A 23,235-nucleotide genomic window follows, 5' to 3' on the forward strand; every position below is an offset into this window, starting at 1 on the left:
CGGCAAGAAGCGGGGCGCGAGCGCCTCAGCCCACCCAGCCGGCGATCACCAGCAGCGCCAGCAGCGCCAGCCACAGCAGCAGCATGCGCCAGACCAGGCTCATCGCGTCGCGCAGCTCGGGCAATTCGCCCGGCACCAGCGGATAGCCTTCGCGGCGGTAGTCGTCGGCCTCCTCGGCCAGTTCGCCGGACACTGCCGCCCGCGCGCAGCCTTCCAGGAAACCGTCGTGCGGCGGCCAGCGGTCGCCGCCCTGGGTGCGCCAGGCGCGGAATACCCGGTCGAAGTCCCCCGCCAGCGCCAGCGAAAAAGCCATCGCCTGCGCCACCGGCCATTCCAGCCATTGCAGCAGGCGCCGGGCGCCGGCCGCGTTTCGCTCCGGGAGCGGGCCGGCCGCGTCGACCGCCGCGCGCTCGCACAGGCGGTACAGCAGGGCGGCCGCCGGACCGAGCAGCAGGAACCAGAACAGCGGGGCGAACCAGCGCCGCAACGCGCTGCGGAACACGGTGCCGACCACCGCCGGCCCTTCTTCCACGCGCTGCCCCGGGCCGGCGGCGAGGCGGTCCAGCCGTTCCCGGCGCGAGGCGGCATCGTCGGCGCCGAGCACCGCCTCCACGTCCACGTCCAGGTCGCGCGGCCCCCAGGCGTAGACCAGCATCACCACGCCGAACAGCAGGCCGGGCAGCCCCAGCAGCGGCGCGGCCAACAGCACTTGCAGCAGCAGCGCCAGCAGCACCGGCGGCAACAGCGCCAGCCACAGCCCGTGGCGGCCATGCCAGAAGCTGCCTTCCCCGCCCTGCGCACCCAGCCAGCCCAAGGCCTGGCGGTACCAGCGGAACTGCCGCAGCGCGGCGACCGGGGCGGGGGCGATGTGGCCCAGCACCAGCGCGGCGATGACGGCGACCAGGGTCGTGAACATGGAGCCCTCCCTCTCGACCCCCGATTCTAGCCACTGCTCCGTGCCCGGTACGCTAAGCCGGCGTGACCGATGCGTCCTCGCCCGCGTGCCAGCGCGCGATCAGGGCATGGGCGATGGAAATGGACGGCGCCAGCAGCGGGCCGTCGGCGGCCCGTTCGTCGCGCGCCAGCGCCTGGCCGACCTCTTCGCGGGTGAACCAGCGGGCCTCTTCCAGCTCGCCGCTCACGCGCGGCGGGTCCGCCTCGGCGAAGGCCTGGTAGCCCAGCATCAGCGCGCCGGGGAACGGCCACGGCTGCGCGCCCAGGTAGCGGCAGGCGCGCACGCGCACGCCGGTTTCCTCGTGCACCTCGCGGACCACGGCCTGCTCGGGCGATTCGCCCGGCTCGATGAACCCGGCCAGCACCGACCAGCGCCGCGGCGCCCAGCCCGCCTGGCGGCCCAGCAGCAGGCGCTCGCCGTCGCCCACGGCCATGATCACCGCCGGGTCCACGCGCGGGTAATGGTCGTTGCCGCATTGCGCGCAGTGGCCGACGAAGCCGGCCCGGCGGAACTGGACGCCGCCGCCGCACACGCCGCAGTAGCGGTTGCGCGCATGCCAGTACAGCATCCCGCGGGCATAGGCGAACGCGCCGGCCTCGGCCGCCGGCCAGAGCGCGGCGGCACGGCGCAGGTCGATCCATTGCCCGGCGGCCACGGCCGGCAGGGTGCCCGCCTCCAGGGCGAACCAGGCCTGCCCGCCGCCATCCAGGCCGAGGAACACGGCCGTGCCCGGGCCGCCGCCGACATCGGCCCCGCGCAGGAGCAAGGCGGCGCCCTGCGCGTCGGCGGCCAGGCGGCCCTGGGCATCGAGCACCAGCAGGCGCGCGTCCGGCCAGTGCCGGCGCAGGGCATCGGGGTCGTCGCGCAAGGGGTCGGCGCGGTCCAGCGGCGCGTCCTGGAAGGCGAACCCGCCCAGCAGCGGCGGGCAGGGGAACGGGATGGCCGGAACGCTCACCGGTCGCCCCGCGCCGGTCACACGGTGAAGCTGCTGCCGCAGCCGCAGGTGGTCCTGGCGTTGGGGTTGCGGATCACGAACTGCGCGCCGCTCAGGCCCTCGCTGTAGTCGACCTCGGCCCCCATCAGGTACTGCAGGCTCAACGGGTCGACCAGCAGGGTCACCCCGTCGGTGTCCACGGCCATGTCGTCCTCGGCCTGGGTCTCGTCGAACTCGAAGCCGTACTGGAAGCCGGAGCAGCCGCCGCCCTGGATGTAGACGCGCAGCTTGAGGTCGGCGTTGCCTTCCCCGGCGACCAGCTCGCGCACCTTGGCCGCGGCGGCGGGGCTGAACTGCAGCGGCCGGTCGAGCTGCTGGTAACTGGGAGCGGTGGGAAGCGGGATCATGCTCATGGGATGGGGGCGGGCCGTGCGCCTATCAAGCCTTGGCCGCCGCGCCGGCGACGGCGTCCTCGGGGGCCGGCAGGGCGCGCGTCTGCGCCTGGGCGTGGACCAGCCGGCCGGTGAGCTGGGCGCCGGCGCTCATCTCCACCACCGCATAGTGGACGTTGCCCTGCACCCGTGCCCGCGGCGCCAGCTCGACCCGCTCGCCGGCGTGCACGTCGCCGGTCAGTTCGCCGTTGATCACCACCACCGGGGCATGGACCTCGCCCTCGATGAAGCCGTTCTCCGACAGGATCAGGGTGGCCGGCTTGCCGGCGACGGACTGCACCTTGCCCTGGATGCGACCTTCCACGTAGAGGCCGCCGCTGAACTCCACGTCGCCGCGCACCACCACGTCCGGGCCGATCAAGGTGTCGATGGCGAACCCATCGCGCTGGGTGGACTTGCTCTTGAACATGCTCGCCTGCCTCATCCGCCCGTGGCGGGTTTCCATTCGAAGGTCTGTTCCACGTTCCCCCCGTTGCCGCGCAGGGAGACTCGCACATGTTGCGGGGTGAAGTCGCGCGGCAGCATCACGCTGCCGCCCAGTTCCTGGAAATAGCGGAAGGAATAGTCCTGCCCCGCCGCCTCCGGGCGCTGGTGCAGCTCGTTCCAGCCGATGCTGGCCAGCTTGCCGGCGCGCACGCCCTCCACCGAGAAGCGCAACTGGCCCTGGCTGATCGCGCCGCGGTTGAGGTTCTGGGTGAGCACGGCGCGGTAGCGCCAGGTGCCGGCCTCCTCGGGCGCGAACTCGATGGAGTGCACGTTCAGGCCCTTGCGCTGGGTGGTGGCGCCGACCAGGCGCTCGTAGAAGGCCACGTCGGCGCGCAGCGCGGCGATCTCCTCGTCGCGCTCGGCCAGCGAGGACTGCAGCTCGCCATTGGCCGCGCGGCTGATCTGGTCCGAGCGCTGCAGGGTGACCAGGCGCTGGTTCAGCTCGTCCAGCCGGGCCTGCTGCCGGGCCGCATCGCGCTCGGCCGCGCGCATCTGCGCCTGCACCTGGCCCAGGGCCGGCGCGGCCCGCCAGGTCGCCAGCCCCCACACCGCGGCCAGGCTCAGCAGCCAGGCCACGGCGATGGCGACGGACCGGCCGCGGCCGGGAACGGCGCGGCGCGGGACGATGCGGAAGCGGGAGGAGGAGTCGGTCATCGGCGGGGCGGCGAAGCGTTTCTGCCTATACTGCGGACCAGGCCGGGCCGGCTAGTGTAAACCGCCTCGCCGCCCCCCTTCCGCAGACCCTGCGCGGCTTCCCCGGAAATCCCGCCATGACCGAAGCGCACCTGTTCGTGATCGGCCTGCTGCTGGCCTGGATGGCCGGCATCCGCGCCTACCTGACCGTGTTCGGCGTCGGCCTGGCCGGCCTGCTGGGCTGGGTGGAACTGCCGCCGGCGCTGCAGGCCACCCAGTCGTGGTGGGTGCTGGGCACGTCCGGCGCACTGGCACTGGCCGAGTTCTTCGCCGACAAGATCCCGGGGGTGGACTCGGTCTGGGACCTGCTGCAGACCCTGGCCCGGATCCCGGCCGGTGCCTTCCTGGCCGCGGCCGCGCTGTCGCCGGACGGCAGCCTCGGCGCCGGCGCGCTGGCCGCCGGGGCCGGCGCGGCGCTGGCCAGCCATGCGCTCAAGAGCGGCGCGCGCGCGCTGCTCAACACCTCGCCCGAGCCCGCCAGCAACTGGGTCGCCTCGGTGGCCGAGGACACCGTGGTGGTGGGCGGCCTGGCCCTGGCCCTGGCCCATCCGTGGATCGCCCTGGTCCTGGTGGTGGGGTTCAGCGTGCTGGGCGCGCTGCTGGTGTGGTGGATCTGGCGCACCCTGGCCCGTGGCGTTCGCCGCCTGTTCGCTCCCCCGGCCGCCTGATCGCGTAACTTGTCCGCATGAACGCACTTGGTCACATAATGCGCCCCTGCCCGGGGAAAGAATGATGGTCGCAAGAGATTCCGCGCCGACGTCGGACGAACCGGCCGCGCGCCAGCGCGCGCGCGCAGAAGTACCGCCGCCGCACTACTGGCGGCGCTGGGTACCCGATGCCGAGGAGCAGGACGAGGCCGCCGTGCCCGAAGCCGCGGACACCGCGGCGGGCGCCGGGCCGGCCGCCGCCGACACCGAGGCCCCCTACCGCATCCTCATCGTCGAGGACGACCGCAGCCAGGCCCTGTTCGCGCAGAGCGTGCTGCACGGCGCCGGGATGCAGGCCCAGGTGCAGATGGAGTCGGCCGGCGTGCTCGAAGCCATCGACCAGTTCCAGCCCGACCTGATCCTGATGGACCTGCACATGCCCGGCCTGGACGGCATGCGCCTGACCACGCTGATCCGCGAGCGGCCCGGCTTCCAGTTGCTGCCGATCGTGTTCCTGACCGGCGACCCCGACCCGGAACGCCAGTTCGAGGTGCTGGAAAGCGGCGCCGACGACTTCCTGACCAAGCCGGTACGGCCGCGCCACCTGATCGCCGCGGTGTCCAACCGCATCCAGCGCAGCCGCGCGCAACTGCGCCAGAGCGCGGCGGCGCCGGCGGCCATGCGCAGCAACCCGGAGACCGGGCTGGCCACCCGCGCCTGGCTGCTGCAGCAGCTCGACGATGCGCTGCAGGCCGACGCGCGCGGCGGCGTGTTCTTCATCGAGATCGCCGGCGCGCTGAGCCTGCGCGAGCACTACGGCTACGCCGCGTTCGAGCGGCTGATGGCCGAGGCCGGGCGCCGCCTGGCCCAGATCGCGGCCCCCGCGCCGCTGGCCCGCCTGAACGACAACAGCTTCCTGATTGTGTCGCGCGATGCCGACCCGGCCGGCCTGAAGGCCGTCGCCGCGGGCGTCCGCACCCGGCTGGCCATGGAGAACTTCCTCATCCGCGACGACGAGCGCATCCAACTGCGCAGCGCGATCGGCTACGCGGCGCTGTCGCAGGGCTTCGAGGACGCCGGCTCGGCGCTGGAGGCCACCGAGCGCAGCGCCCTGCAGGCCCGCCTGGAGAGCGACGGCGTGGCCGCCTACGTCCCGCCCAGCGACCACGAGGCGCAGGAGCGCCTGGCCCTGCTGGAGGGCCAGATCGAACTGGCCTACCAGCCGATCGTCTCGGTGGCCGGCAACGACCAGGCCCAGTACCAGGTGCTGATGCGCCTGCGCCAGCCCGACGGCACCCTGCTGTCGGCCGGGCAGGTGATCCCGGCCGCCGAGGCCAGCGGCCGCATCGCCGACCTGGACCAGCAGGTCATGGAGCACGCGCTGAACCTGGTGGCCCAGCGCGCCGCGCAAGGCACGCCGCTGCGCCTGTTCGTGTCGCAGTCGCCGCGCACCCTGGCCCGCGAGGCCTTCGCCGACTGGCTGCTGCAGGCCATCGCCGAGCGCGGCATCGCCGGCACCAGCGTGGTGATCGACATCCGCCTGGCCGATGCGCTGATCCACAGCGTCACCCTGGGCGGGTTCTGCCACCGGCTGATGCCGGCGGGCGTGCAGTTCTGCCTGGGCCAGTTCGAGCCGGGCGACGAGGCCGACGCGCTGCTGGGCCAGATGCCGCTGGGCTACGTGCGCATGGCCGGGCGCTTCGCCGGCGCGCACAACGACGGCGCCCTGCGCGACCAGTTGCGCACGGTGATCGAGCAGGCCCATCGCCAGGGCCTGCAGGTGATCGGCCAGCAGATCGAGGACCCGCAAGCGGCCGCGGCCATGTGGGTGGCCGGCATCGACTTCGTCCAGGGCAACCTGGTCAGCTCGGTCGGCAGCGACCTGGACTTCGATTTCAAGAACGCGGTGCTGTAGCCATGGCCGCGCACGGGCAGCGCAGCCTCGGGGCCGGCCTGGCCGCGGTCGCGGCGCTCGCCATCCTCGCCGCGCTGGGCCTGGCCCGGGCCGGCATCGAAGGGCCCTGGACCCTGCTGGCCGTGATCCTGGCCGGGCTGGCGCTGGTGGCGGCCCTGGCGGCTCTGGCCGCCGCGCGCGCCCAGGGCCGGGTATTGGAGGCGGCCCTGGCGCGCGCGGCCACCGCCGAGTACGAGCGCAACCAGTTGCAGCGCGACGTGCATCGCCACGACCAGTTGGAGCAGCAACTGATGCAGGCCAAGCAGGCCGCCGAGGCCGCCGCCCTGGCCAAGGGCGAGTTCCTGGCCACGATGAGCCACGAGATCCGTACCCCGCTCAACGGCATCATCCCCATGCTCGACCTGATCGCGCGCGGCAGCCTGGCCCCGGACCAGCGCGAGATGCTGCGCACCGCGCACGAGTCCTCGCAGCAGTTGCTGCGCATCGTCGACGACATCCTCGACTACTCCAAGCTGGAGGCCAACCGGCTGGAGCTGGAGATCACCACCTTCAACCTGCGCGAGCTGCTGGAGGCGGTGCTGCTGCTGATGCAGCGCTCGGCCGAGGGCAAGGGCCTGCGCCTGGAACTGAAGATCGACCCCAACGTGCGCCTGCCCGTGCGCGGCGACCCGGTGCGCCTGCGCCAGGTGCTGACCAACCTCATCGGCAACGCGATCAAGTTCACCGAGCGCGGCGCCATCCAACTGTCGGTGCTGCGCCTGGGCCAGACCCCGGCCCAGCACCAGTTGCGCTTCGAGGTGCGCGACAGCGGCATCGGCATCGGCCACGAGCAGCAGCAGCGCCTGTTCCGCGCCTTCAGCCAGGCCGACGCCTCCACCACCCGGCTGTACGGCGGCACCGGCCTGGGCCTGGCCATCTGCAAGCGCATCGTGGACCTGATGGGCGGGCGCATCGCCGTGCAGTCCGAGCCGGGGCAGGGGTCCACCTTCTGGTTCGAGGCGCCGCTGCTGAAGGTCATCGGCGACCTGCAGGCGCGCCCGGAGGCGCACGATCCTTCGCGGCGCGTGCTGGTGATCTCCCCGGACCTGCGCCTGCGCCAGCGCATGGCCCTGCTGCTGCCGAACTGGGGCATGAACGCGAGCATCGTGGAGACCACCCAGGAGGCCCTGGAGCGCCTGCGCGGGCACACCGCGCCCGGCCACCCCGCCGGCTACGCCGTGGTGGTGGCCGACCACGACGGCCTGCGCCGCAGCGCCCCGGCCCTGCACCGCGCCCTCACCCGCACGCCCGCCTACGCCGACATGCGCCTGCTGTGGCTGTACGGCGAGGAAAGCGTGCCCGAGGAACTGCGCGAGCGCGCCGGCCTGCTGCCGCGCCTGGCACCCGACGCCGACCTGCGCGGCAGCCTGCAGCGGGCCACGGCGGCGGCGGTGGCGGACGACCCACCGGCGGAGCCGCCCGCCCGCGGCATGCCCGCCGAGTCCGCGCCCGTGCGGTGGGACATGCGCGACGGCCCGCCGCCGCGCCTGCTGCTGGTCGAGGACAACCCGGTGAACATGCTGGTGGCGCAGAAGCTGCTGGCCGTGCTCGGCTACGCCTGCGACACCGCGCCCAACGGCGAGGTCGCCCTGGGGCACATGGCCAGCGGCGACTACGACCTGGTGCTGATGGACTGCCAGATGCCGGTGCTGGACGGCTACTCGGCCACCCGGCGCTGGCGCGCGCACGAGGCCGCCAACACGCCGGGCCGGCGCCTGCCGATCGTCGCCACCACCGCCAACGCCATGGCCGGCGACCGCCAGCGCTGCCTGGACGCGGGCATGGACGACTACCTTTCCAAGCCGGTGGCCCGCGACCAGTTGGAGGCGTGCCTGCGCCGCTGGCTACGCGCCGTGCCGCAGCGCGGGGCCGCACGCAACGCCGGCACCCGCCCGCCCCTCGATGCACCGGCCGCCACGGGTGTCCCGGCAACCGCCGGTACGCACGCCGGCACCGTGGCATCGGGCCCGGGCCCGATGCAGGCGCCCGAGGAAACCCTGGCGGCCGACGACACCGGCGTACCGGCGCCGGCCGTGCTGGACCCGGAGATCCTGGAGGAACTGCAGGAGATCGCCGGCGCGGAAGTGCACTCGATCGTGCTCCTGTTCCTGGAGGATGCGCCGCGCCTGGTGCGGCAGATGGAGCAGGCCTCGGCCGCACCCGACCTGGACGCGATGCGCGAGGCCGCGCATGCGCTCAAGTCCTCCAGCGCCAACGTCGGCGCCCTGGCCCTGTCGGCGGCGGCCAAGCGGATCGAGCTGGGCGCGCGCGCCCATGCGCTCGACCGGCCGGCGGTGGCGGTGGCCCTGCTGATCGCCGAGTTCGCCCGCGCCCGCGTCGCGCTGCAGGGCTGGCTGGCGGCGAACGGCGCCCCGGCTCAGTCCTCCAGCTTGCTCAACAGGTAGTTGGGCTCGCCGATGCGGCCGATCAGGTCGAGCTGGGTTTCCAGCCAGTCCACGTGCTCCTCTTCCGAGTCGAGGATCTTCACGAACAACTGGCGGCTGACGTAGTCGCCGATCGAGTCGGCGTAGGCGATGGCCTCGCGCAGCAGCGAGATGCCGTCCATCTCCAGCGCCAGGTCGCATTCGAGCACTTCGCGCGGGTTCTCGCCGATGCGCAGCTTGCCCAGCGCCTGGAAGTTCGGCAGGCCCTCCAGGAACAGGATGCGCTCGGCCAGCCAGTCGGCGTGGTGCATCTCGTCGATGGATTCCTTGTATTCGTGCTCGGCCAGTTCCTTCAGGCCCCAGTTCTTCAGCATCTTGGCGTGCAGGAAGTACTGGTTGATCGCCGTGAGCTCGTTGTACAGAGCCTTGTTGAGGTATTCGATGACCTTGGCGTCGCCCTTCATGGCTGCGCTCCTTCGACTGGGGGAACGCAGGCACTCTAGCGCTTCGCCCATGACGGCGAAGGAACGCGAATCGTGTTCATTCCGGCGGTGCCGGGACCGGTCAGGCCGCGGCGGCCAGCATCGGCAGGGGCAGGTCGCGCGCCTGGTACTCGGCGACGAGGGAGGCGGCCATGTCCAGGCACGAACCGCAGGTCGCGCCGCAGCCGGTGCGCATGGTCAACTCGGCCACGCTGCCGCAGCCGTTGTCGACGGCCTCGCGGATCTGGTGGTCGGTGACTCCGTTGCAGATGCAGACGTACACGGCGGGATTACGGCGGCGGGGACTGGCCGCGATTCCATCACGGATGAGAATCGATGTCAATTGCGAACGACATGCATCCCGCCCGCCGGCCGAACCGTTCAGGCCGACGAGCGCCGCCCGCGGGCACCGCGCGGGCGCTTGCGCGGCCGCTCGTGCCCGGCGCTGTTGCCCGGCAGCCAGGCCTCCTGCGCCGGCCCGGACATCTGCCGTATCGCCGCGCCGGTGCCGACCGCCAGCGGCGCCAGGTGGCGCAGGGCCCGCGCGTAGACGCCGCGCTTGAAGGTGACCACGTGCTCCACCGGGTACCAGAAATCCACCCAGCGCCAGTGGTCGAACTCGGGCGTGTCGGTCAGGTCCAGGCGGACCTGGGACTCGTCGCCGAGCAGGCGCAGCAGGAACCAGACCTGCTTTTGGCCGATGCACACCGGCCCGTCGCCGCGCCGCACCGCCCGTCCGGGCAGGCGGTAGCGCAGCCATCCGGGCGTGGCGCCCAGCACTTCCACGTGCTCCGGGAACAGCCCGGTCTCCTCGTGCAGCTCGCGGTACATGGCCTCGAGCGGGGTCTCGTCGCTGCGCATGCCGCCTTGCGGAAACTGCCAGCCGTCACGGCGCACCCGGCGCGCCCAGAACACCTGGCCGTCCTCGCGCATGAGCACGATGCCGACGTTCGGCCTGTATCCGTCCGGATCGATCACGACGGACTCCAGAAAATTCGACTGCCTCGGACTCTGCCACGGCCCCGCCGGGCGGACAAGCCGCGCATTGACAGCGGCGGCGGGAAGATGAAAAATTCGCGGTTCTCCGCGTGGCTATGTAGCTCAGCCGGTTAGAGCACAGCACTCATAATGCTGGGGTCGGTGGTTCGAGTCCACCCATAGCCACCACATGGAGGTCCCCGAGGAAACCCCGCCGGCGCGGGGTTTTTTCGTGGATCGCTAAAGAGGGCTTCCGGGCGCCGTCGGCGCTGACGGCCATGCCACGCGCAGGCTCACCGCCCGCGGATGTCGCCTAAAGCGGAATCGTTCCTTCGGCGCCGCGACCTGTCCGATGGCGGGAACATCCTCATCCATCGTCGACCAACCTGAACGGGCCGGCGGCTTCGCAATGCGCTATAAGTGGCGCTGTTTCCCCACTCGTGGCCCGCGTTGCACAGGGGTTCCAGAATGCATCCCTCACGACCGCTCTCCGCCGGCTTCGCTTGCCTGTTCCTGCTGCTGGCCGGCGCCTGCTCCAGCGCATCGCACAGCGTGCGCGCGGTCGGCACCGGCACCGCGCTGCCGCCCCCCGACACCACCAACGCCGCCGGCGCCTACGAGGGCGCATCGGAGTACCGGCTCGGCGCCTCGGACCTGATCGAGATCAGCGTGTTCGGCGTGGACGAGCTCAACCGCACCACCCGGGTCAATTCCAACGGCCAGATCTCGCTGCCGCTGGTGGGCGGCGTCATCGCCGGCGGCAAGACCGTGCCGGAACTGGAGACCGAGCTGACCCGGCGCTACGCCGAGAGCTACCTGCAGAACCCGCAGGTCACCGTCTTCGTCAAGGAATTCTCCAGCCAGCGCATCACCCTGGAAGGGGCGCTGAAGAAACCGGGCATCTACCCGCTGACCGGCAGGGTCACGCTGCTGCAGGCCATCGCCATCGCCGAGGGCCTGGACCCGCTGGCCGACCTGCGCGCGGTGGTGCTGTTCCGGCAGATCGACGGGCAGAAGCTGGCGGCGGTCTACGACATGCGCGAACTGCGCAGCGGCCGGGTGGAAGACCCGCAACTGTTCGGCGACGACATCATCGTGGTGGAGACCTCGGGCAGCAAGACGGCGCTGCGCCGCTTCATCGAGGCCGTCCCGGTGATCGGCGTGTTCTGGAGACCGTACTACTGACCGCACGCCGCCGATGCCGACCGCATCGATCCTCGCGCTCAACCCGGATGACGCATGAGTAAGGACAACCTGCCGACCGGCCCCATGGATGACGGGGAATCCCGGCTGCCCGCGCCGGCGCTCCCCACGCCGCGCGTGCCCGCCGCGCTGGCGGCACCGGAGCGCAACGCATTGCTGCTGGACGTGGCGCGCGAGGAGCGCGACGACGACACCATCGACCTGCTGGCGTACTGGCGCATCATCGTCAAGCGCCGCTGGCTGATCCTGGGCATCCTCGGCGGCGTGGTCGCCGTGGCCCTGGTGGCGACCTTGATGGCCACGCCGATCTACCGGGCCACGGCGGTGCTGCAGATCGAGCGCCAGAGCCAGCAGGTGGTGCAATCCGGCGAGCTGGGCATCCCCACCGGCGTGGACCCGGAGTTCCTGACCACCCAGATCGGCCTGCTGAAAAGCCGGACCCTGGCCGAGCGGGTCGTCGACGACCTGGACCTGGACAAGGCCCGCCTGGAACGCCTGAACCCGCCCTCCTGGAGCGCGCGCCTGAAGGCGGTGGTGCGGCCGCAGGAGAACCCGGCCGCCGGCGCCGGTCCCGCGGGCGACGGCGACTCCGAAGCCGAACGCCGCGCCGCCGCGGACATGGTCCAGCAGGCGCTGACCATCGCCCCGCAACCGCGCTCGCGCCTGGTCAGCATCCACTTCGACAGTCCCGACCGGAACTTCTCCGCGCGCGCGGCCAACGCCATCGCCGACGGCTACATCGCCGGCGAGCTGGAGCGCCGCTTCGGCGCCTCCTCGTACGCCAAGACCTACCTGGAACAGCAACTGCTGCTGTCCAAGTCCCGGCTGGAGGATGCCGAGCGCAAGCTGGTGGAGTTCGCGCAGAAGGAGAACCTGGTCAGCGACGCCGACGGCCGCTCGCTGGTGGGCCAGAACCTGTCCGACCTCAACGCCTCGCTGGCGCAGGCGCAGGCCCAGCGCATCCGCGCGCAGGCGCGCTGGACCCAGGTGCAGTCCTCCGGCGCGCTGCCGCAGGACATGCTCAGCGGCTCCATCGCCGGCGCCCTGCGCCAGCAGCGCGCCGACGTGCAGCGCACCTACCAGGAGAAAGGGCGCGTGTTCAAGCCCGAGTACCCGGAGATGCAGCAGTTGCGCAGCCAGATCGAGGAGATCGACCGCCAGATCGCCGCGGAGATCGCCGGGGTGCGGCGCTCGGTGAAGGCCGAGTACGACGCCGCCGTGCGCCAGGAAGCCCTGCTGCAGACGCAGTTGGCGCAACTGCGCGACCAGACCCTGGACACCGACAGCCGCAGCATCCAGTACAACATCCTCAAGCGCGAGGCCGACACCTCGCGCCAGCTCTACGACGGCCTGCTGCAGCGCTACAAGGAAGTGGGCGTGGCCGGCGACGTGCGCCCCAACAACATCTCGGTCATCGACCGCGCCCAGGCGCCGCCGTGGCGCTACAAGCCCAACGTGTTGCTCAATCTGGCCCTGGGCGTGCTGCTGGGCGTGGTGATCGGCGTACTGGTGGCCCTGGCCCTGGAGTTCCTCGACGACACCATCAAGACGCCGGACGACGTGGAGCACCGGCTCGGCCTGTCGGTGCTGGGCATCATCCCGCAACTGTCCAAGCAGACGGTGGCCACCGCCGCCGCCGACCTGCGCTCGGCGTTCTCAGAGTCCTACCGCTCGGTGCGCACCGCGCTGCAGTTCTCCACCGACCAGGGCGTGCCCAAGGCGCTGCTCATCACCAGTTCCGGGCCGGGCGAGGGCAAGTCCACCTCGGCCATGACCCTGGCGCGCAACTTCGCCCAGCTCGGCAAGCGCACCCTGCTGATCGAGGCCGACATGCGCAACCCCTCGCTGCACCGGCTGCTGGAGCTGGGCAGCGGCAAGGGGCTGAGCAACCTGCTCTCGGGCGCGGGCAAGCTGGAGGACGCGGTCCTGCCCACCCGGCAGGCGCGCCTGGACGTGATCCTGGCCGGGCCGCTGCCGCCCAACCCGGCCGAGCTGCTGTCCGGCTCGCGGCTGGTGTCGCTGCTCAGCATCGCCGGCAACGTGTACGACCAGATCGTCATCGACGGCCCGCCGGTGCTGGGGCTGGCCGACGCGGCGATCCTGGGCAACGTCGCCGACGCCACCCTGTTCGTCGTGCAGTCCGGCAGCACCAAGATCGGCAACGCCCAGGCGGTGATCAAGCGGCTGCTGGGCGTGCGTGCGCGGATCATCGGCGTGCTGCTGACCAAGTACAACGCCAGGACCGCCGGCTATGGCTACCAGTACGAGAGCTACTACGCCTACGGCGCCCGTCCGCAACTGACCAAGCGGTAGCCGCGGACGTGCCCGGGGAAGACGCACTCTCGCTGGCGATCGACCTCTTCCGCACGCCGTCGCTGCGGCACGCCGCCCGTGCCAAGCCGGTGCCGGACCGCACCGGCGAGCTGCTGCTGCTGGCCGCCGGCCAGCCGGCGCGGCTGGACGAGGCGGCCGCGCGCACCGGCATGGACGCGGCCGAGCTGCTGGAAGCCGCGCGCTTCTTCGTGCGCGAGGTGCTGCTGCATCCGGATGCCGACGACTACCGCGTGCTCGGCCTGCGCCAGGGCGCCGACTTCGACAGCATCAAGGCGCATCACCGCATCCTGCAGGCCTGGCTGCACCCCGACCGCGCCGATTCGCAGGCCGAGCAGGCCTTCGCCGCGCGCGTCAACGTGGCCTGGAACCGGTTGCGGCTGGCGCAGCGCAACCCGCAGCCCGCCGACGAGGCGCAGGTGGGGGACCCGGCGCCGCCGCCTGACGGCGACGAACCCGAGCCGGCAGCGGTGTACTCGCCGCGATGGATCCGGATCGACCCGGACGAGGAGCGCCGCCCCCGCAGCCACGTGGCGGTGCCGATCGCGCTGCTGCTGGTGTGCGGGCTGCTGCTCTGGCTCATCGCCCGGCAGGCGCCGCCGCCCGCCGAGACGCCCCCGGCGGAGAAGCAGGAATCGCCCGTCGCCTTCCTGTTCGACGGGCTGCGGCTGCAATCGCCCGAGGACGCGCCCGAGCCGGCGGCGGCCGATGCCGGGCCGCATCCCGCCCCCCCGGCCGCCGAGCCCGTGGCCGGCACCCGTGCCGCGACCGGCCAATCGTCGGCCTCCCGGGCGGCACCCGTCCCATCGCGCACCGCCGGTGCCGATCCGGCGCGTATCGCGCCCCCGCCACCGCGCAGGGCCGCCCCCGATCCCGGCCCCGCCGCACCGACGACCACCGCGACAACCACGGAAGCGGCCACCGCCGCCGCACGGCGGCTTCCCGCGCCGGCACCCGCCACATCCATGAAGGCCGTGGCATCGGAGACGGCTGCGTCCGCGGCCAGCGGCACTGCGCACCCACCAGCGGGAATCGCCGGTGCAGGCAGCGGGATGCCCGCGCGCAGCGACGAGGCACACCCGCCGGCCACCCCGGCGGATGCCGGGCCACGCCGCGCCGCCACGGCAACAGCCCGGCCGGTCGCGGCCGCCATCGCGGATGCAACGGCCGGCGAGCCCTCCGCCGCATACCAACCGCTCCATCCCGAGCTGGCCCAGGCACGGCTGGAGTCGCTGCTGGTCTTCGTCGCCCAGCACCGGGTGAATCCGCCGCCGATCTGGAGGAACGTGCGTGCCATGGAGACGGCCGAACGCATCCGCCAATCGCTGGTCGAGCACGGCACCCACCGTTTCCCCACGCTGGTGAGGGAGCAGACACGCTGGACCCACCAGCCCGGGCGCGCATGGGCCGTGGTCCCGGTGGCATGGCCCGCGCCCGATCCGTCCATCCAGCGCCTGCACGCCGAACTGACCTGGCGCGACGGTGACTGGATGATCGATTCGGTGGCCCTGGAAGACGCCGCCCCATGAACGCATCGCGCACATGGAAGCGCCCGCTGCTGCTCGCCGCCCTCTGCGCCGGCCTGGCCTTCGCCGCCTGGCGCATCGTCGCGCACAGCGCCGCCGACATCCTGGCCGGGACCGATCCGCAAGGCGCGCTGGCGTGGATTCCCGGGCATCCGGACGCCCTGCTGGCGCTGGCCGAACGGCAACTGGCCGACGGCCGCGTCGACCAGGCTGCCGACACCGCCCGGCGCCTGCTGGCACGGGCGCCATTGGAAGGCCGCGCCTGGCGCATCCTGGCCCAGTACGAAACCGCGCGCGGCCATACCGACGAGGCCAGGCGGCATTACATCGCGGCCATCCGGTCCAGCCCGCACGACATCGCCGCGCGCGCCTGGCTGCTGCGCGACCATCTCGCCCACCAGCGCTACACCGACGCGCTGGCCGAGATCGATCGCATCCTGCGCATCTCGCCGCGGCTGGGCCGCACCCTGGTGCCGATCCTGGCGCAGATGGCCGCCGCCGATCCCACCTTCGCCGACGCCCTGGTCCCGCTGCTGTCCCGACAGCCGCGCTGGCGCGCGCCGCTGCTGCGCGAGATCCAGAGCGGCAAGCACCCGCAGGCCGAGCGCGTGCTCGGGCAACTGCAACGGGCCGGCGACCTGAGCCCCGCCGAGCACCAGGGCTGGATCGAGGCATTGATGGCCCGGCGACACTGGGACGAGGCCTATGCGAACTGGACGTCCATCCTGCCCGCCGATGCGCGCCTGTCGCCGGTGTTCAACGGCGACTTCGGGCGGCCGATCGGCGGCTACGGGTTCGACTGGCGCATCGCCCGGGTACCCGGGGTCAACGTCGACATCCGGCCCGACGCCGATCCGCGCCAGGGGATGGCGGCGCGCGTGCGCTTCAACCATCGGCCCGCCGCGCATGCGGGCCTGCAGCAGGCGCTGCTGCTGGCGCCCGGCCGCTACCGCTTCCAGGTGCGGATGCGCGCCGAGGCCCTGCGCAGCGACGCCGGGCTGGAATGGGTGTTGCTGTGCGCCAAGGGCGGCCACGGCCTGCTGGGCGCCAGCGAGCGCATCCAGGGCACGTTCGGATGGACCACGATGAACTGGACGGCCGAGGTTCCCGAAAACTGCCCGGGGCAATGGCTCCGCCTGCGCAACCCGGTGCCTTCGGGCATCGGCCAGTACGTGTCGGGCGAGGTCTGGATCGACGATGTCTCAGCCAAGCCGGAGACGACGCGATAGCTCGCACAACTCTTGCTCCATGCCCCGCATGCCGAATCGGCGGTTCAGCCTGGAGCCGGCAAAATGACGACCATTCGTATTGCAACCCCTGGCGAACGCGACTAGCGTACCTCTGGGGCAGTTCCTCCGGGGCTTCGTACTACTAAGGAACGACGGTCATGAAGAAGAAGGTTTCCCTGCTCGCGGCTGGCCTGGCGCTCGGCCTGTCGGCACTGACGACGGCAGCCGCACAGGAAGGCGTCGCGGCCCAGGAACCGGTCGCCACCCTGCAAGTCACCTCCGGCAGCGTGCAGGCCAGCGGGCTCGACGGCGAGTTCATCCCCGCCCAGTCCGGCGTGCAGCTCGCACCGGGCAACCGTGTCTTGGTCCCGTCCGGCGGCTCGGCCACGGTGATCTATCCCAACGGATGCCAGGTCAATCTCACCACGCCGGGCGTGCATACGGTCACTCCCACCTGCACTCCCGCGCTGGCGCGCACCACCACCGGCGGCAGCACGGTCAGCGGCGGCGCAGCGGTAGGCATCATCGCCGGCGGCGTGGCCCTGACCGCGCTCACCATGGAAGAGACCCTGGGCGACGAAGACGACGAACGTCCGCCGGTCAGCCGCTGAGTCCATGCACTTCCTGGCGCAGGTGCCGGCGCCCCCCGCACGCCTACCCGCCCGCGGCGCATGGCACGGAGCGGAATCGGACGGGACGGGCGCATGCCCGTCCCGTTCTTGCATCGGCGGGCACGGCAATCCATGAACCACTGGCTTCCGGAACGCACGGGGGCCGGGCTGTTCTACATGGCCGCCGCGCTGCTGGTGCTGGCATTCCTCACCGGTGGCGGCGCGTCCGACCGCGGCATCGGCGATGCGGCCACCCAACTGCTCGCCTGCGCCGTGCTGCCCCTCGCGCTCCATTGCCTGTCCAAGCGCGCGCAGCCGATACCGCGGCTGCGCTGGATCCTGCTGCTGGCCACGCTGGTCCCGGCGGGCATCGCGCTGCAACTGGCCGCCGGCCTCACCCGCACGCCCTGGGCCACCGAACGCGCGCTGTGGTCGATCCTGCCGGCGCTCGCCGCCTTCGTGTCGGCCCTGGCCCTGCCGCGGCGGCGCCAGGTCCACCTGGCCTGGACGATCGTGTCGCTGGCCGCCGCCAGCCTGATCCTGGGCTACCTGCAACTGGGCGCACCGCAGGACAGCATCCTCAACCCGTTCCCCGAACTGCCGCCGGTGCTCAACGGCGTGTTCGCCAACCAGAACCACCAGGCCACCGCCATCGGCATCGCCCTGGTGCTGCTGGCCGCCTGGGCGTTCGATCCACGCCGCCGCCTGGACGAGGAGGACGCCCCGCCGCATTCGCGCACGGCCGGGCTGATCGCGGCCGGCGGGCTGGCCTTGCTGCTGCTGGTCGCCCTGCCCCTCGTCGGCTCGCGGGCCATGGCCCTGATCAGCATCGGCGCCCTGTTGCTGGTGCCGGCCGCCACCGGGTGGCTGCGGCAGCGCCTGGGCCGACGCGGGCGGCGCAGGCAGGGCACCTTCCTGCTGCTGGGAGGGCTGGTGGCCGGCGCGCTGGTGCTGGTGGCGCTCAGCGGCTGGATCAAGGTCGACTACTCCTCTGAAACGCGGATCGCGATGGCCCGGGCCACCGCCGCCCTGGCCGCCGATGCCATGCCCTGGGGAAGCGGCATCGGCAGCTTCGTCCAGTGGTTCGACGCGCACACCCCGGACGAGGCGCTGCAATGGGCCTACGTCAACCACGCCCACAACGAGTACGCGCAGTGGTGGCTGGAAAGCGGCATCCTCGGGCTGGCGTGGATCGCGCTGCTGGCCGTGGGCATGGCCTGGAGCCTGCCGCGCTGCGCATGGCGCGCCGACGCGCAGCCGGACGGGCTGGCCGCCGGGAGCTGGCTCGCGGTGGCGGTGGTGCTTGCCCACAGCTTCGTGGACTACCCGCTGCGCACCCCGGCGATCATGACCGTGGCCGCCTTCCTGGCCGGCGTGGCGGCGCAGGCCGCGGCGCTTCGCCTCGGCGCGCCTCCCCTCTCCCCGGCGGTGCGCCGATCCGGTACCCCGGCGGAGGAATCCATGCTCGGCCGCGACCCGGCGCCATGGCCCGGGTCCGATTGAAATACGCGCACGCCGGCGGCGATCCGGCCCCCACGGCGGCCGCTTTGGCCAGGCACTCGGGGGAGCGGTCATAATCCGGGCTGGAACGGACGGCGATATCCATCGTCTCCCGCGGCCGCGAGGAATCACGGATGGCACAAGCGTTCTGTCTGGATAGCGCCCGGATCGCCGTGATTGGACTGGGCTACGTGGGGCTGCCGCTGGCGGTGGAGTTCGGCAAGCGCTTCGAGGTGGCCGGCTTCGACATCGACCCGGCCCGCATCGCGCAACTGCGCGCCGGGCGCGACAGCACCCGCGAAGTGGAGCCGGAACTGCTGGCGCAGGCCGGCGGCCTGTCCTTCACCGGCGCACCGGCCGACATCGCCGCCTGCAACGTCTACATCGTCACCGTGCCCACGCCCATCGACAGCACCCGGCGCCCCGACCTGGCGCCACTGGTCGCGGCCAGCCGGACCGTGGCCGGCGTGCTCAAGCGCGGCGACGTGGTGGTGTACGAATCCACCGTCTACCCGGGCTGCACCGAAGAAGTGTGCGTGCCGATCCTGGAGCAGGCCTCGGGCCTGGCGTTCAACGCGGACTTCCACGTCGGCTACAGCCCGGAGCGGATCAACCCCGGCGACAAGGCCCATCGCCTCACCGGCATCCTCAAGGTCACCTCCGGCTCCACGCCGCAGGCCGCCGACTTCGTCGACGCGCTGTACGCCCGCATCATCGACGCCGGCACCCACAAGGCCAGCAGCATCAAGGTGGCCGAGGCGGCCAAGGTCATCGAGAACACCCAGCGCGACCTCAACATCGCCTTGGTCAACGACCTGGCCATCCTGTTCAACAAGCTGGGCATCGATACGCTGGAAGTGCTGGAGGCAGCCGGCACCAAGTGGAACTTCCTGCCGTTCCGCCCGGGCCTGGTGGGCGGGCACTGCATCGGCGTGGACCCCTACTACCTCACTCACAAGGCGCAGGAAGTGGGCCACCACCCCGACGTGATCCTCGCCGGCCGCCGCACCAACGACGGCATGGGCGCCTACGTCGCCGGCGAGGTGGTGCGGCTGATGGTGCGCAAGGGCATCAACCCGGTGCGCGCGCGCGTCCTCGTCCTGGGCCTGGCCTTCAAGGAGAACTGCCCGGACCTGCGCAACACGCGGGTGGCCGACCTCATCGGCGCGCTGCGCGACTACAGCGCCCAGGTACACGTGCACGACCCCTGGGTGGACGCCGAAGCGGCGCGGCGCGAATACGGCATCGACCTGGGCGAGCCCGAGCAGGGCGCCTACGACGCGGTGGTGGTGGCCGTGGGCCACGACCAGTTCCGTGCCCTGGGCGCCGACGGGATCCGCGCCTACGGCAAGCCGCAATCCATCGTCTACGACATCAAGTACGTGCTGCCGCGCGAGGCGGTGGACGGACGGCTTTGAACCGGAGGAAGGAATGAAGGTACTGGTCACCGGCACGGCGGGCTTCATCGGCTCGCACGTCGCCATGCGCCTGCTGGAACGCGGCGACAGCGTCGTGGGCATCGACAGCCTCAACGACTACTACGACGTCTCCCTGAAGAAGGCGCGCCTGGCCCGCTTCCAGGACCACCCCGCCTACACCCACGTGCACGCCGACCTGGCCGACCGCGACGCGGTGGAAGCGATGTTCGCCGCCCACAGACCCGACCGGGTGATCAACCTGGCCGCCCAGGCCGGCGTGCGCTACGCCGCGCAGAACCCGCACGTGTACGTGAGCAGCAACGTCACCGGCTTCCTGCACCTCCTGGAAGGCTGCCGCCACCATGGCGTGCAGCACCTGGTGTTCGCCTCCACCAGTTCCATCTACGGCGCCAACACGGCGATGCCGTTCTCCGAGCACCGGCCCACCGAGCATCCGCTGACCCTGTACGCGGCCACCAAGAAGGCCAACGAGCAGATGGCGCACGGCTACGCGCACCTGTACGGGATTCCCTGCACCGGCCTGCGCTTCTTCACCGTCTACGGCCCATGGGGCCGCCCGGACATGGCGCTGTTCCTGTTCACCCGCGCCATCCTGGCCGGCGAGCCGATCAAGGTGTTCAACCACGGCCGCCACAAGCGCAGCTTCACCTATATCGACGACATCGTGGAGGGCGTGATCCGCACCCTGGACCGGCCGCCGGGCAAGGACCCGCGATGGAACAGCGACGCGCCCGACCCGGCCACCAGCGGCGTGGCCCCGTACCGGATCTACAACATCGGCAACGAGCAATCGGTGGAGCTGCTGCGCTACATCGAGGTGCTGGAGCGGGAACTGGGGCGCAAGGCAAAGATGGAGATGCTGCCGCTGCAGGCGGGCGACGTGCCGGATACGGAGGCGGATGTGGCGGACTTGATCGGGGACGTGGGCTACAGGCCCGGAGTCTCGGTGGAAGAAGGCGTGGCGCGTTTCGTGAAGTGGTATCTCGACTACTACGGCTGACCCGCCACGAAGGCACATGGGAGCTAACGATGAATAGCCCGCACCTGCTCTCGGTGGAGTCGCATTTCGCCTTCGGCAAGAATTGGCTGGACTACGCGCGGAAGATCGACGAGCAGAAGATCGCGCAAGCCATCGTCGACCTGCAGCGATTGAGCGGGCGCGAACGATTCGATGGCATGTCCTTCCTCGACATCGGATGTGGCTCAGGACTCCACTCCTTGGCGGCGGCGCGCATGGGGGCGGTTCGCGTGACCGGGGTCGACATCGATCCGGATTCGATCGATGCATCTCGCGCAACGCTCGCAAGGTTCGCGCCGCTTGCTGACGCCCGGTTCGACCAGGCGAGCGTCTTCGACATGCGAGCCGAGGAGTACCGGGATTTCGACCTGGTCTACTCCTGGGGAGTCTTGCACCATACCGGTGACATGTACCGCGCCCTGGCCGTCGCCTCTTCCCTTGTGCGGCCCGGGGGAACCTTCATGGTCGCCCTGTACCGGAAGACACCCTTCTGCGGCATGTGGCGCATCATCAAGCGCTGGTACGCATCGGCGCCGCCGTCATCCCAGGAGCGGGCCAGGAAGATCAGGGTAGCCCTGCACCGCCTTGCCTTCCGGCTCAGGGGCCGTAGTCACCAGGAATACATCCGCAACTATGGACAGTGCCGGGGGATGGACTACTACAACGACATCCACGACTGGATGGGCGGGTACCCATATGAGTCGATCTCGAAGGTGCAATGCCACGCGTTCTTCCAACAGCGCGAATTCGAGTTGGAGCGCGAATTCGTCGCTGTGCCCAAGCGCCTTTCGGGCCTGCTGGGCTCTGGTTGCGACGAGTATGTTTTCCGCAGGAGAACTGGCCCAGCATCTGCCACGCGCAATCCAACCGCCTGATTGAGCGCGCAGTGATGAGGCAGCCAAACGTTTCCGCCGCCCAGGGCGCCGGCAAGAGCAGCAAGAACCGTTCGACTGGAACGCGGTAGCCGCCTGGATGCTCGTCCGTCATTCCTTCCACTACCTGCTGGCACGCGGAATCCCAGGCCTGGTCAATTTCGCGGCCCTGGCGATCTATACGCGGCTGCTGACCGCCGGCGAGTTCGGACGATACGCACTCATCCTGTCGATAGTCGGACTGGTGAATGTTCTGTTCTTTCAGTGGCTGACCCTCGTTGTCGCGCGCTTCGTGCCCCGATCCGTGGACAAGCCCCACAACACCCTGCAACACGTCCTGTCCCTGTTCCTCTTGCTTTCGGCAGCGGCCCTTGCCGTTGCCCTGGCTGCGGGGATTCTCTGGCCCGTGCCCGGCCTCGCCTGGTTGATTGCATTGGCCGCCATGCTCGCCATCGCCCAGGCATGGCACGAGTTGAATCTTGTCCTGGCGTCGGCACGCCTGGAGCCCGGCCGTTACGGGCGCCAGTTGGGCGCAAAGGCCATCCTGTCCGTACTGACAGGCGCAGTGCTGGCATGGCTTGGCTGGGGCGCGGCCGGACCTGTCGCAGGCCTGATCCTGGGCTCTTTCCTTGGGTGGTGGCTGTTCTCCCGCGACACGTGGAAGAACGCTCCCCCTCGCTGGCCTCCGCCCCAGGCGCTGCACGAGTACAGGGCGTACGGACTGCCCCTTGCAATCACTTTCGGAATGTTCTGGATTACCTCCAGCTCGGATCGGCTGATCATCGCCGCCCTGATCGATGAGTCGGCCGCAGGCTATTACGCCGTCGGCTACGATCTCGCTCAGCAGAGCCTGGGCTTGTTGCTCAGCATCGTCAATACGGCAGCCGCACCCCTCGCCATTCGATACCTGGAGACGGAGGGAGTCGAGGCCGCCAGCAGGCAGATGCACCACAATGGCGAACTCATGGTCGCGCTGGCGATGGCAGGCGCAGCCGGCCTGGTCGCCATCGGCCCACAGCTCATCCAATTGTTCGTGGGCAGCGAGTTCCGCTCCGGCGCCCTAGTCGTCTTTCCCTGGATCGCGGTAACCGCGGCCGTCGTAGGCATAAAGGCATTTCATTTCGACATTGCCTTCCATCTCTCGCGTCAGTCGCGTCGACTGCTGCTGACCAGCGGCCTGGCTGCCGGAATGAGTGTAGCGCTCAATTTCCTGCTCATCCCCCGCTACGGTATCGTGGGGTCCGCCTGGGCCAGCTTGGCCGGATTCACCTTGGCCAGCGTGGCCAGTGCGGTTCTTGGGAAAAAGGTCTTTCCTATGCCGAACCCGTTCCCTCTTCTGATGAAGGGCCTGTTGGTTGCATCGGCCACGTTCCTTGCGGCGCGGCTGGCCTCCCAGTGGCAAGTCCGCCCCGAACTGCAACTGGCGTGCGGGTTGTTGCTTGGAGGCGGTGCCGCTCTTGCGGCCGCGATCCTTCTGGACGTCTCGCGGATGCGGCAAAACCTCATGAGCCGCTTGCTGCGATGACCGATGTTGCTATCTA

21 protein-coding genes and 1 tRNA gene are annotated in these 23,235 nt (G+C 71.0%); 14 read left to right on the top strand and 8 right to left on the bottom strand.

The annotated features are described in order from the left end of the window. Positions 1-25: 25 nt before the first annotated feature. The 5 genes from HNR76_RS11825 to HNR76_RS11845 are packed head-to-tail and all read right to left on the bottom strand — an operon-like array spanning position 26 to position 3,481. Entirely contained in the window at positions 26-916 is an 891-nt protein-coding gene (locus HNR76_RS11825) for a cobalamin biosynthesis protein (RefSeq protein ID WP_162310218.1), read from the bottom strand. Positions 917-968: 52 nt separating this feature from the next. Continuing rightward, a complete protein-coding gene (gene nudC, locus HNR76_RS11830; protein WP_249065599.1) occupies positions 969-1,910 on the bottom strand; it encodes an NAD(+) diphosphatase in 942 nt (313 codons plus the stop codon). Between the two features lie 17 nt (positions 1,911-1,927). Continuing rightward, the gene (gene erpA, locus HNR76_RS11835; RefSeq protein ID WP_183982252.1) at positions 1,928-2,302 is read right to left on the bottom strand and encodes an iron-sulfur cluster insertion protein ErpA; all 375 of its coding nucleotides are present in this window, start codon (positions 2,300-2,302) and stop codon (positions 1,928-1,930) included. 25 nt (positions 2,303-2,327) lie between these two features. Beyond that, positions 2,328-2,750 (bottom strand): bactofilin family protein, encoded by a 423-nt coding sequence (locus HNR76_RS11840; RefSeq protein ID WP_162310216.1) that lies wholly within the window; start codon positions 2,748-2,750, stop codon positions 2,328-2,330. An 11-nt stretch (positions 2,751-2,761) separates the two neighbouring features. Further along, a complete protein-coding gene (locus HNR76_RS11845) occupies positions 2,762-3,481 on the bottom strand; it encodes a DUF6776 family protein (protein ID WP_162310215.1) in 720 nt (239 codons plus the stop codon). Between the two features lie 116 nt (positions 3,482-3,597). Here HNR76_RS11845 and HNR76_RS11850 point away from each other — a divergent pair, with 116 nt between their 5' ends. The 3 genes from HNR76_RS11850 to HNR76_RS11860 all read left to right on the top strand — a co-directional run bounded on the left by HNR76_RS11850 (position 3,598) and on the right by HNR76_RS11860 (position 8,526). Continuing rightward, the gene (locus tag HNR76_RS11850) at positions 3,598-4,188 is read left to right on the top strand and encodes a DUF4126 domain-containing protein (RefSeq protein WP_162310214.1); all 591 of its coding nucleotides are present in this window, start codon (positions 3,598-3,600) and stop codon (positions 4,186-4,188) included. 64 nt (positions 4,189-4,252) lie between these two features. Further along, on the top strand, positions 4,253-6,082 hold the full coding sequence (locus HNR76_RS11855; RefSeq protein WP_162310213.1) for an EAL domain-containing protein: 1,830 nt from the start codon (positions 4,253-4,255) through the stop codon (positions 6,080-6,082). A 38-nt stretch (positions 6,083-6,120) separates the two neighbouring features. Beyond that, entirely contained in the window at positions 6,121-8,526 is a 2,406-nt protein-coding gene (locus HNR76_RS11860; protein ID WP_162310405.1) for a hybrid sensor histidine kinase/response regulator, read from the top strand. Here the strand turns inward: HNR76_RS11860 and bfr are convergent. The 3 genes from bfr to HNR76_RS11875 all read right to left on the bottom strand — a co-directional run bounded on the left by bfr (position 8,499) and on the right by HNR76_RS11875 (position 9,965). After that, the gene (gene bfr, locus HNR76_RS11865) at positions 8,499-8,969 is read right to left on the bottom strand and encodes a bacterioferritin (RefSeq protein ID WP_162310212.1); all 471 of its coding nucleotides are present in this window, start codon (positions 8,967-8,969) and stop codon (positions 8,499-8,501) included. The genes HNR76_RS11860 and bfr overlap by 28 nt on opposite strands. 100 nt (positions 8,970-9,069) lie before the next feature. After that, positions 9,070-9,270, bottom strand: a complete 201-nt coding sequence (locus HNR76_RS11870) for a (2Fe-2S)-binding protein (RefSeq protein ID WP_162310211.1) — start codon at positions 9,268-9,270, stop codon at positions 9,070-9,072. A gap of 98 nt (positions 9,271-9,368) precedes the next feature. Further along, the gene (locus tag HNR76_RS11875; protein WP_162310210.1) at positions 9,369-9,965 is read right to left on the bottom strand and encodes an RNA pyrophosphohydrolase; all 597 of its coding nucleotides are present in this window, start codon (positions 9,963-9,965) and stop codon (positions 9,369-9,371) included. A gap of 112 nt (positions 9,966-10,077) precedes the next feature. Here HNR76_RS11875 and HNR76_RS11880 point away from each other — a divergent pair. The 11 genes from HNR76_RS11880 (at position 10,078) to HNR76_RS11930 (ending at position 23,219) form a co-directional block, all read left to right on the top strand. Further along, positions 10,078-10,154: transfer RNA gene (locus HNR76_RS11880), tRNA-Met, on the top strand. 279 nt (positions 10,155-10,433) lie between these two features. Then, the gene (locus HNR76_RS11885) at positions 10,434-11,150 is read left to right on the top strand and encodes a polysaccharide biosynthesis/export family protein (RefSeq protein WP_162310209.1); all 717 of its coding nucleotides are present in this window, start codon (positions 10,434-10,436) and stop codon (positions 11,148-11,150) included. A 54-nt stretch (positions 11,151-11,204) separates the two neighbouring features. Next, positions 11,205-13,481, top strand: a complete 2,277-nt coding sequence (locus HNR76_RS11890) for a GumC family protein (protein WP_162310208.1) — start codon at positions 11,205-11,207, stop codon at positions 13,479-13,481. A gap of 8 nt (positions 13,482-13,489) precedes the next feature. Beyond that, positions 13,490-15,028 (top strand): J domain-containing protein, encoded by a 1,539-nt coding sequence (locus HNR76_RS11895; protein WP_162310207.1) that lies wholly within the window; start codon positions 13,490-13,492, stop codon positions 15,026-15,028. Then, positions 15,025-16,254 carry a tetratricopeptide repeat protein gene (locus HNR76_RS11900; RefSeq protein ID WP_162310206.1) on the top strand — a complete coding sequence of 410 codons (1,230 nt, stop codon included), beginning with the start codon at positions 15,025-15,027 and terminating at the stop codon, positions 16,252-16,254. The genes HNR76_RS11895 and HNR76_RS11900 overlap by 4 nt, the downstream gene beginning before the upstream one ends. Before the next feature lie 158 nt (positions 16,255-16,412). Continuing rightward, entirely contained in the window at positions 16,413-16,865 is a 453-nt protein-coding gene (locus HNR76_RS11905; protein WP_162310205.1) for a hypothetical protein, read from the top strand. Positions 16,866-16,997: 132 nt separating this feature from the next. Continuing rightward, positions 16,998-18,368: an O-antigen ligase family protein gene (locus HNR76_RS11910; RefSeq protein WP_162310204.1), complete on the top strand. Its 1,371-nt coding sequence runs from the start codon at positions 16,998-17,000 to the stop codon at positions 18,366-18,368. 131 nt (positions 18,369-18,499) lie between these two features. After that, positions 18,500-19,783, top strand: a complete 1,284-nt coding sequence (tviB, locus tag HNR76_RS11915) for a Vi polysaccharide biosynthesis UDP-N-acetylglucosamine C-6 dehydrogenase TviB (RefSeq protein ID WP_162310203.1) — start codon at positions 18,500-18,502, stop codon at positions 19,781-19,783. A gap of 13 nt (positions 19,784-19,796) precedes the next feature. Further along, positions 19,797-20,804, top strand: a complete 1,008-nt coding sequence (locus HNR76_RS11920) for an NAD-dependent epimerase (RefSeq protein ID WP_162310202.1) — start codon at positions 19,797-19,799, stop codon at positions 20,802-20,804. A 29-nt stretch (positions 20,805-20,833) separates the two neighbouring features. Further along, positions 20,834-21,697, top strand: coding sequence for a class I SAM-dependent methyltransferase (locus HNR76_RS11925; protein WP_162310201.1), 864 nt, complete (start codon positions 20,834-20,836; stop codon positions 21,695-21,697). 97 nt (positions 21,698-21,794) lie between these two features. Then, complete coding sequence (locus tag HNR76_RS11930) at positions 21,795-23,219, top strand: lipopolysaccharide biosynthesis protein (RefSeq protein ID WP_162310200.1); 1,425 nt, start codon at positions 21,795-21,797, stop codon at positions 23,217-23,219. Positions 23,220-23,235 lie beyond the last annotated feature (16 nt).

The sequence above is a fragment of the Pseudoxanthomonas broegbernensis genome, from assembly GCF_014202435.1.
GTDB lineage: Bacteria > Pseudomonadota > Gammaproteobacteria > Xanthomonadales > Xanthomonadaceae > Pseudoxanthomonas > Pseudoxanthomonas broegbernensis.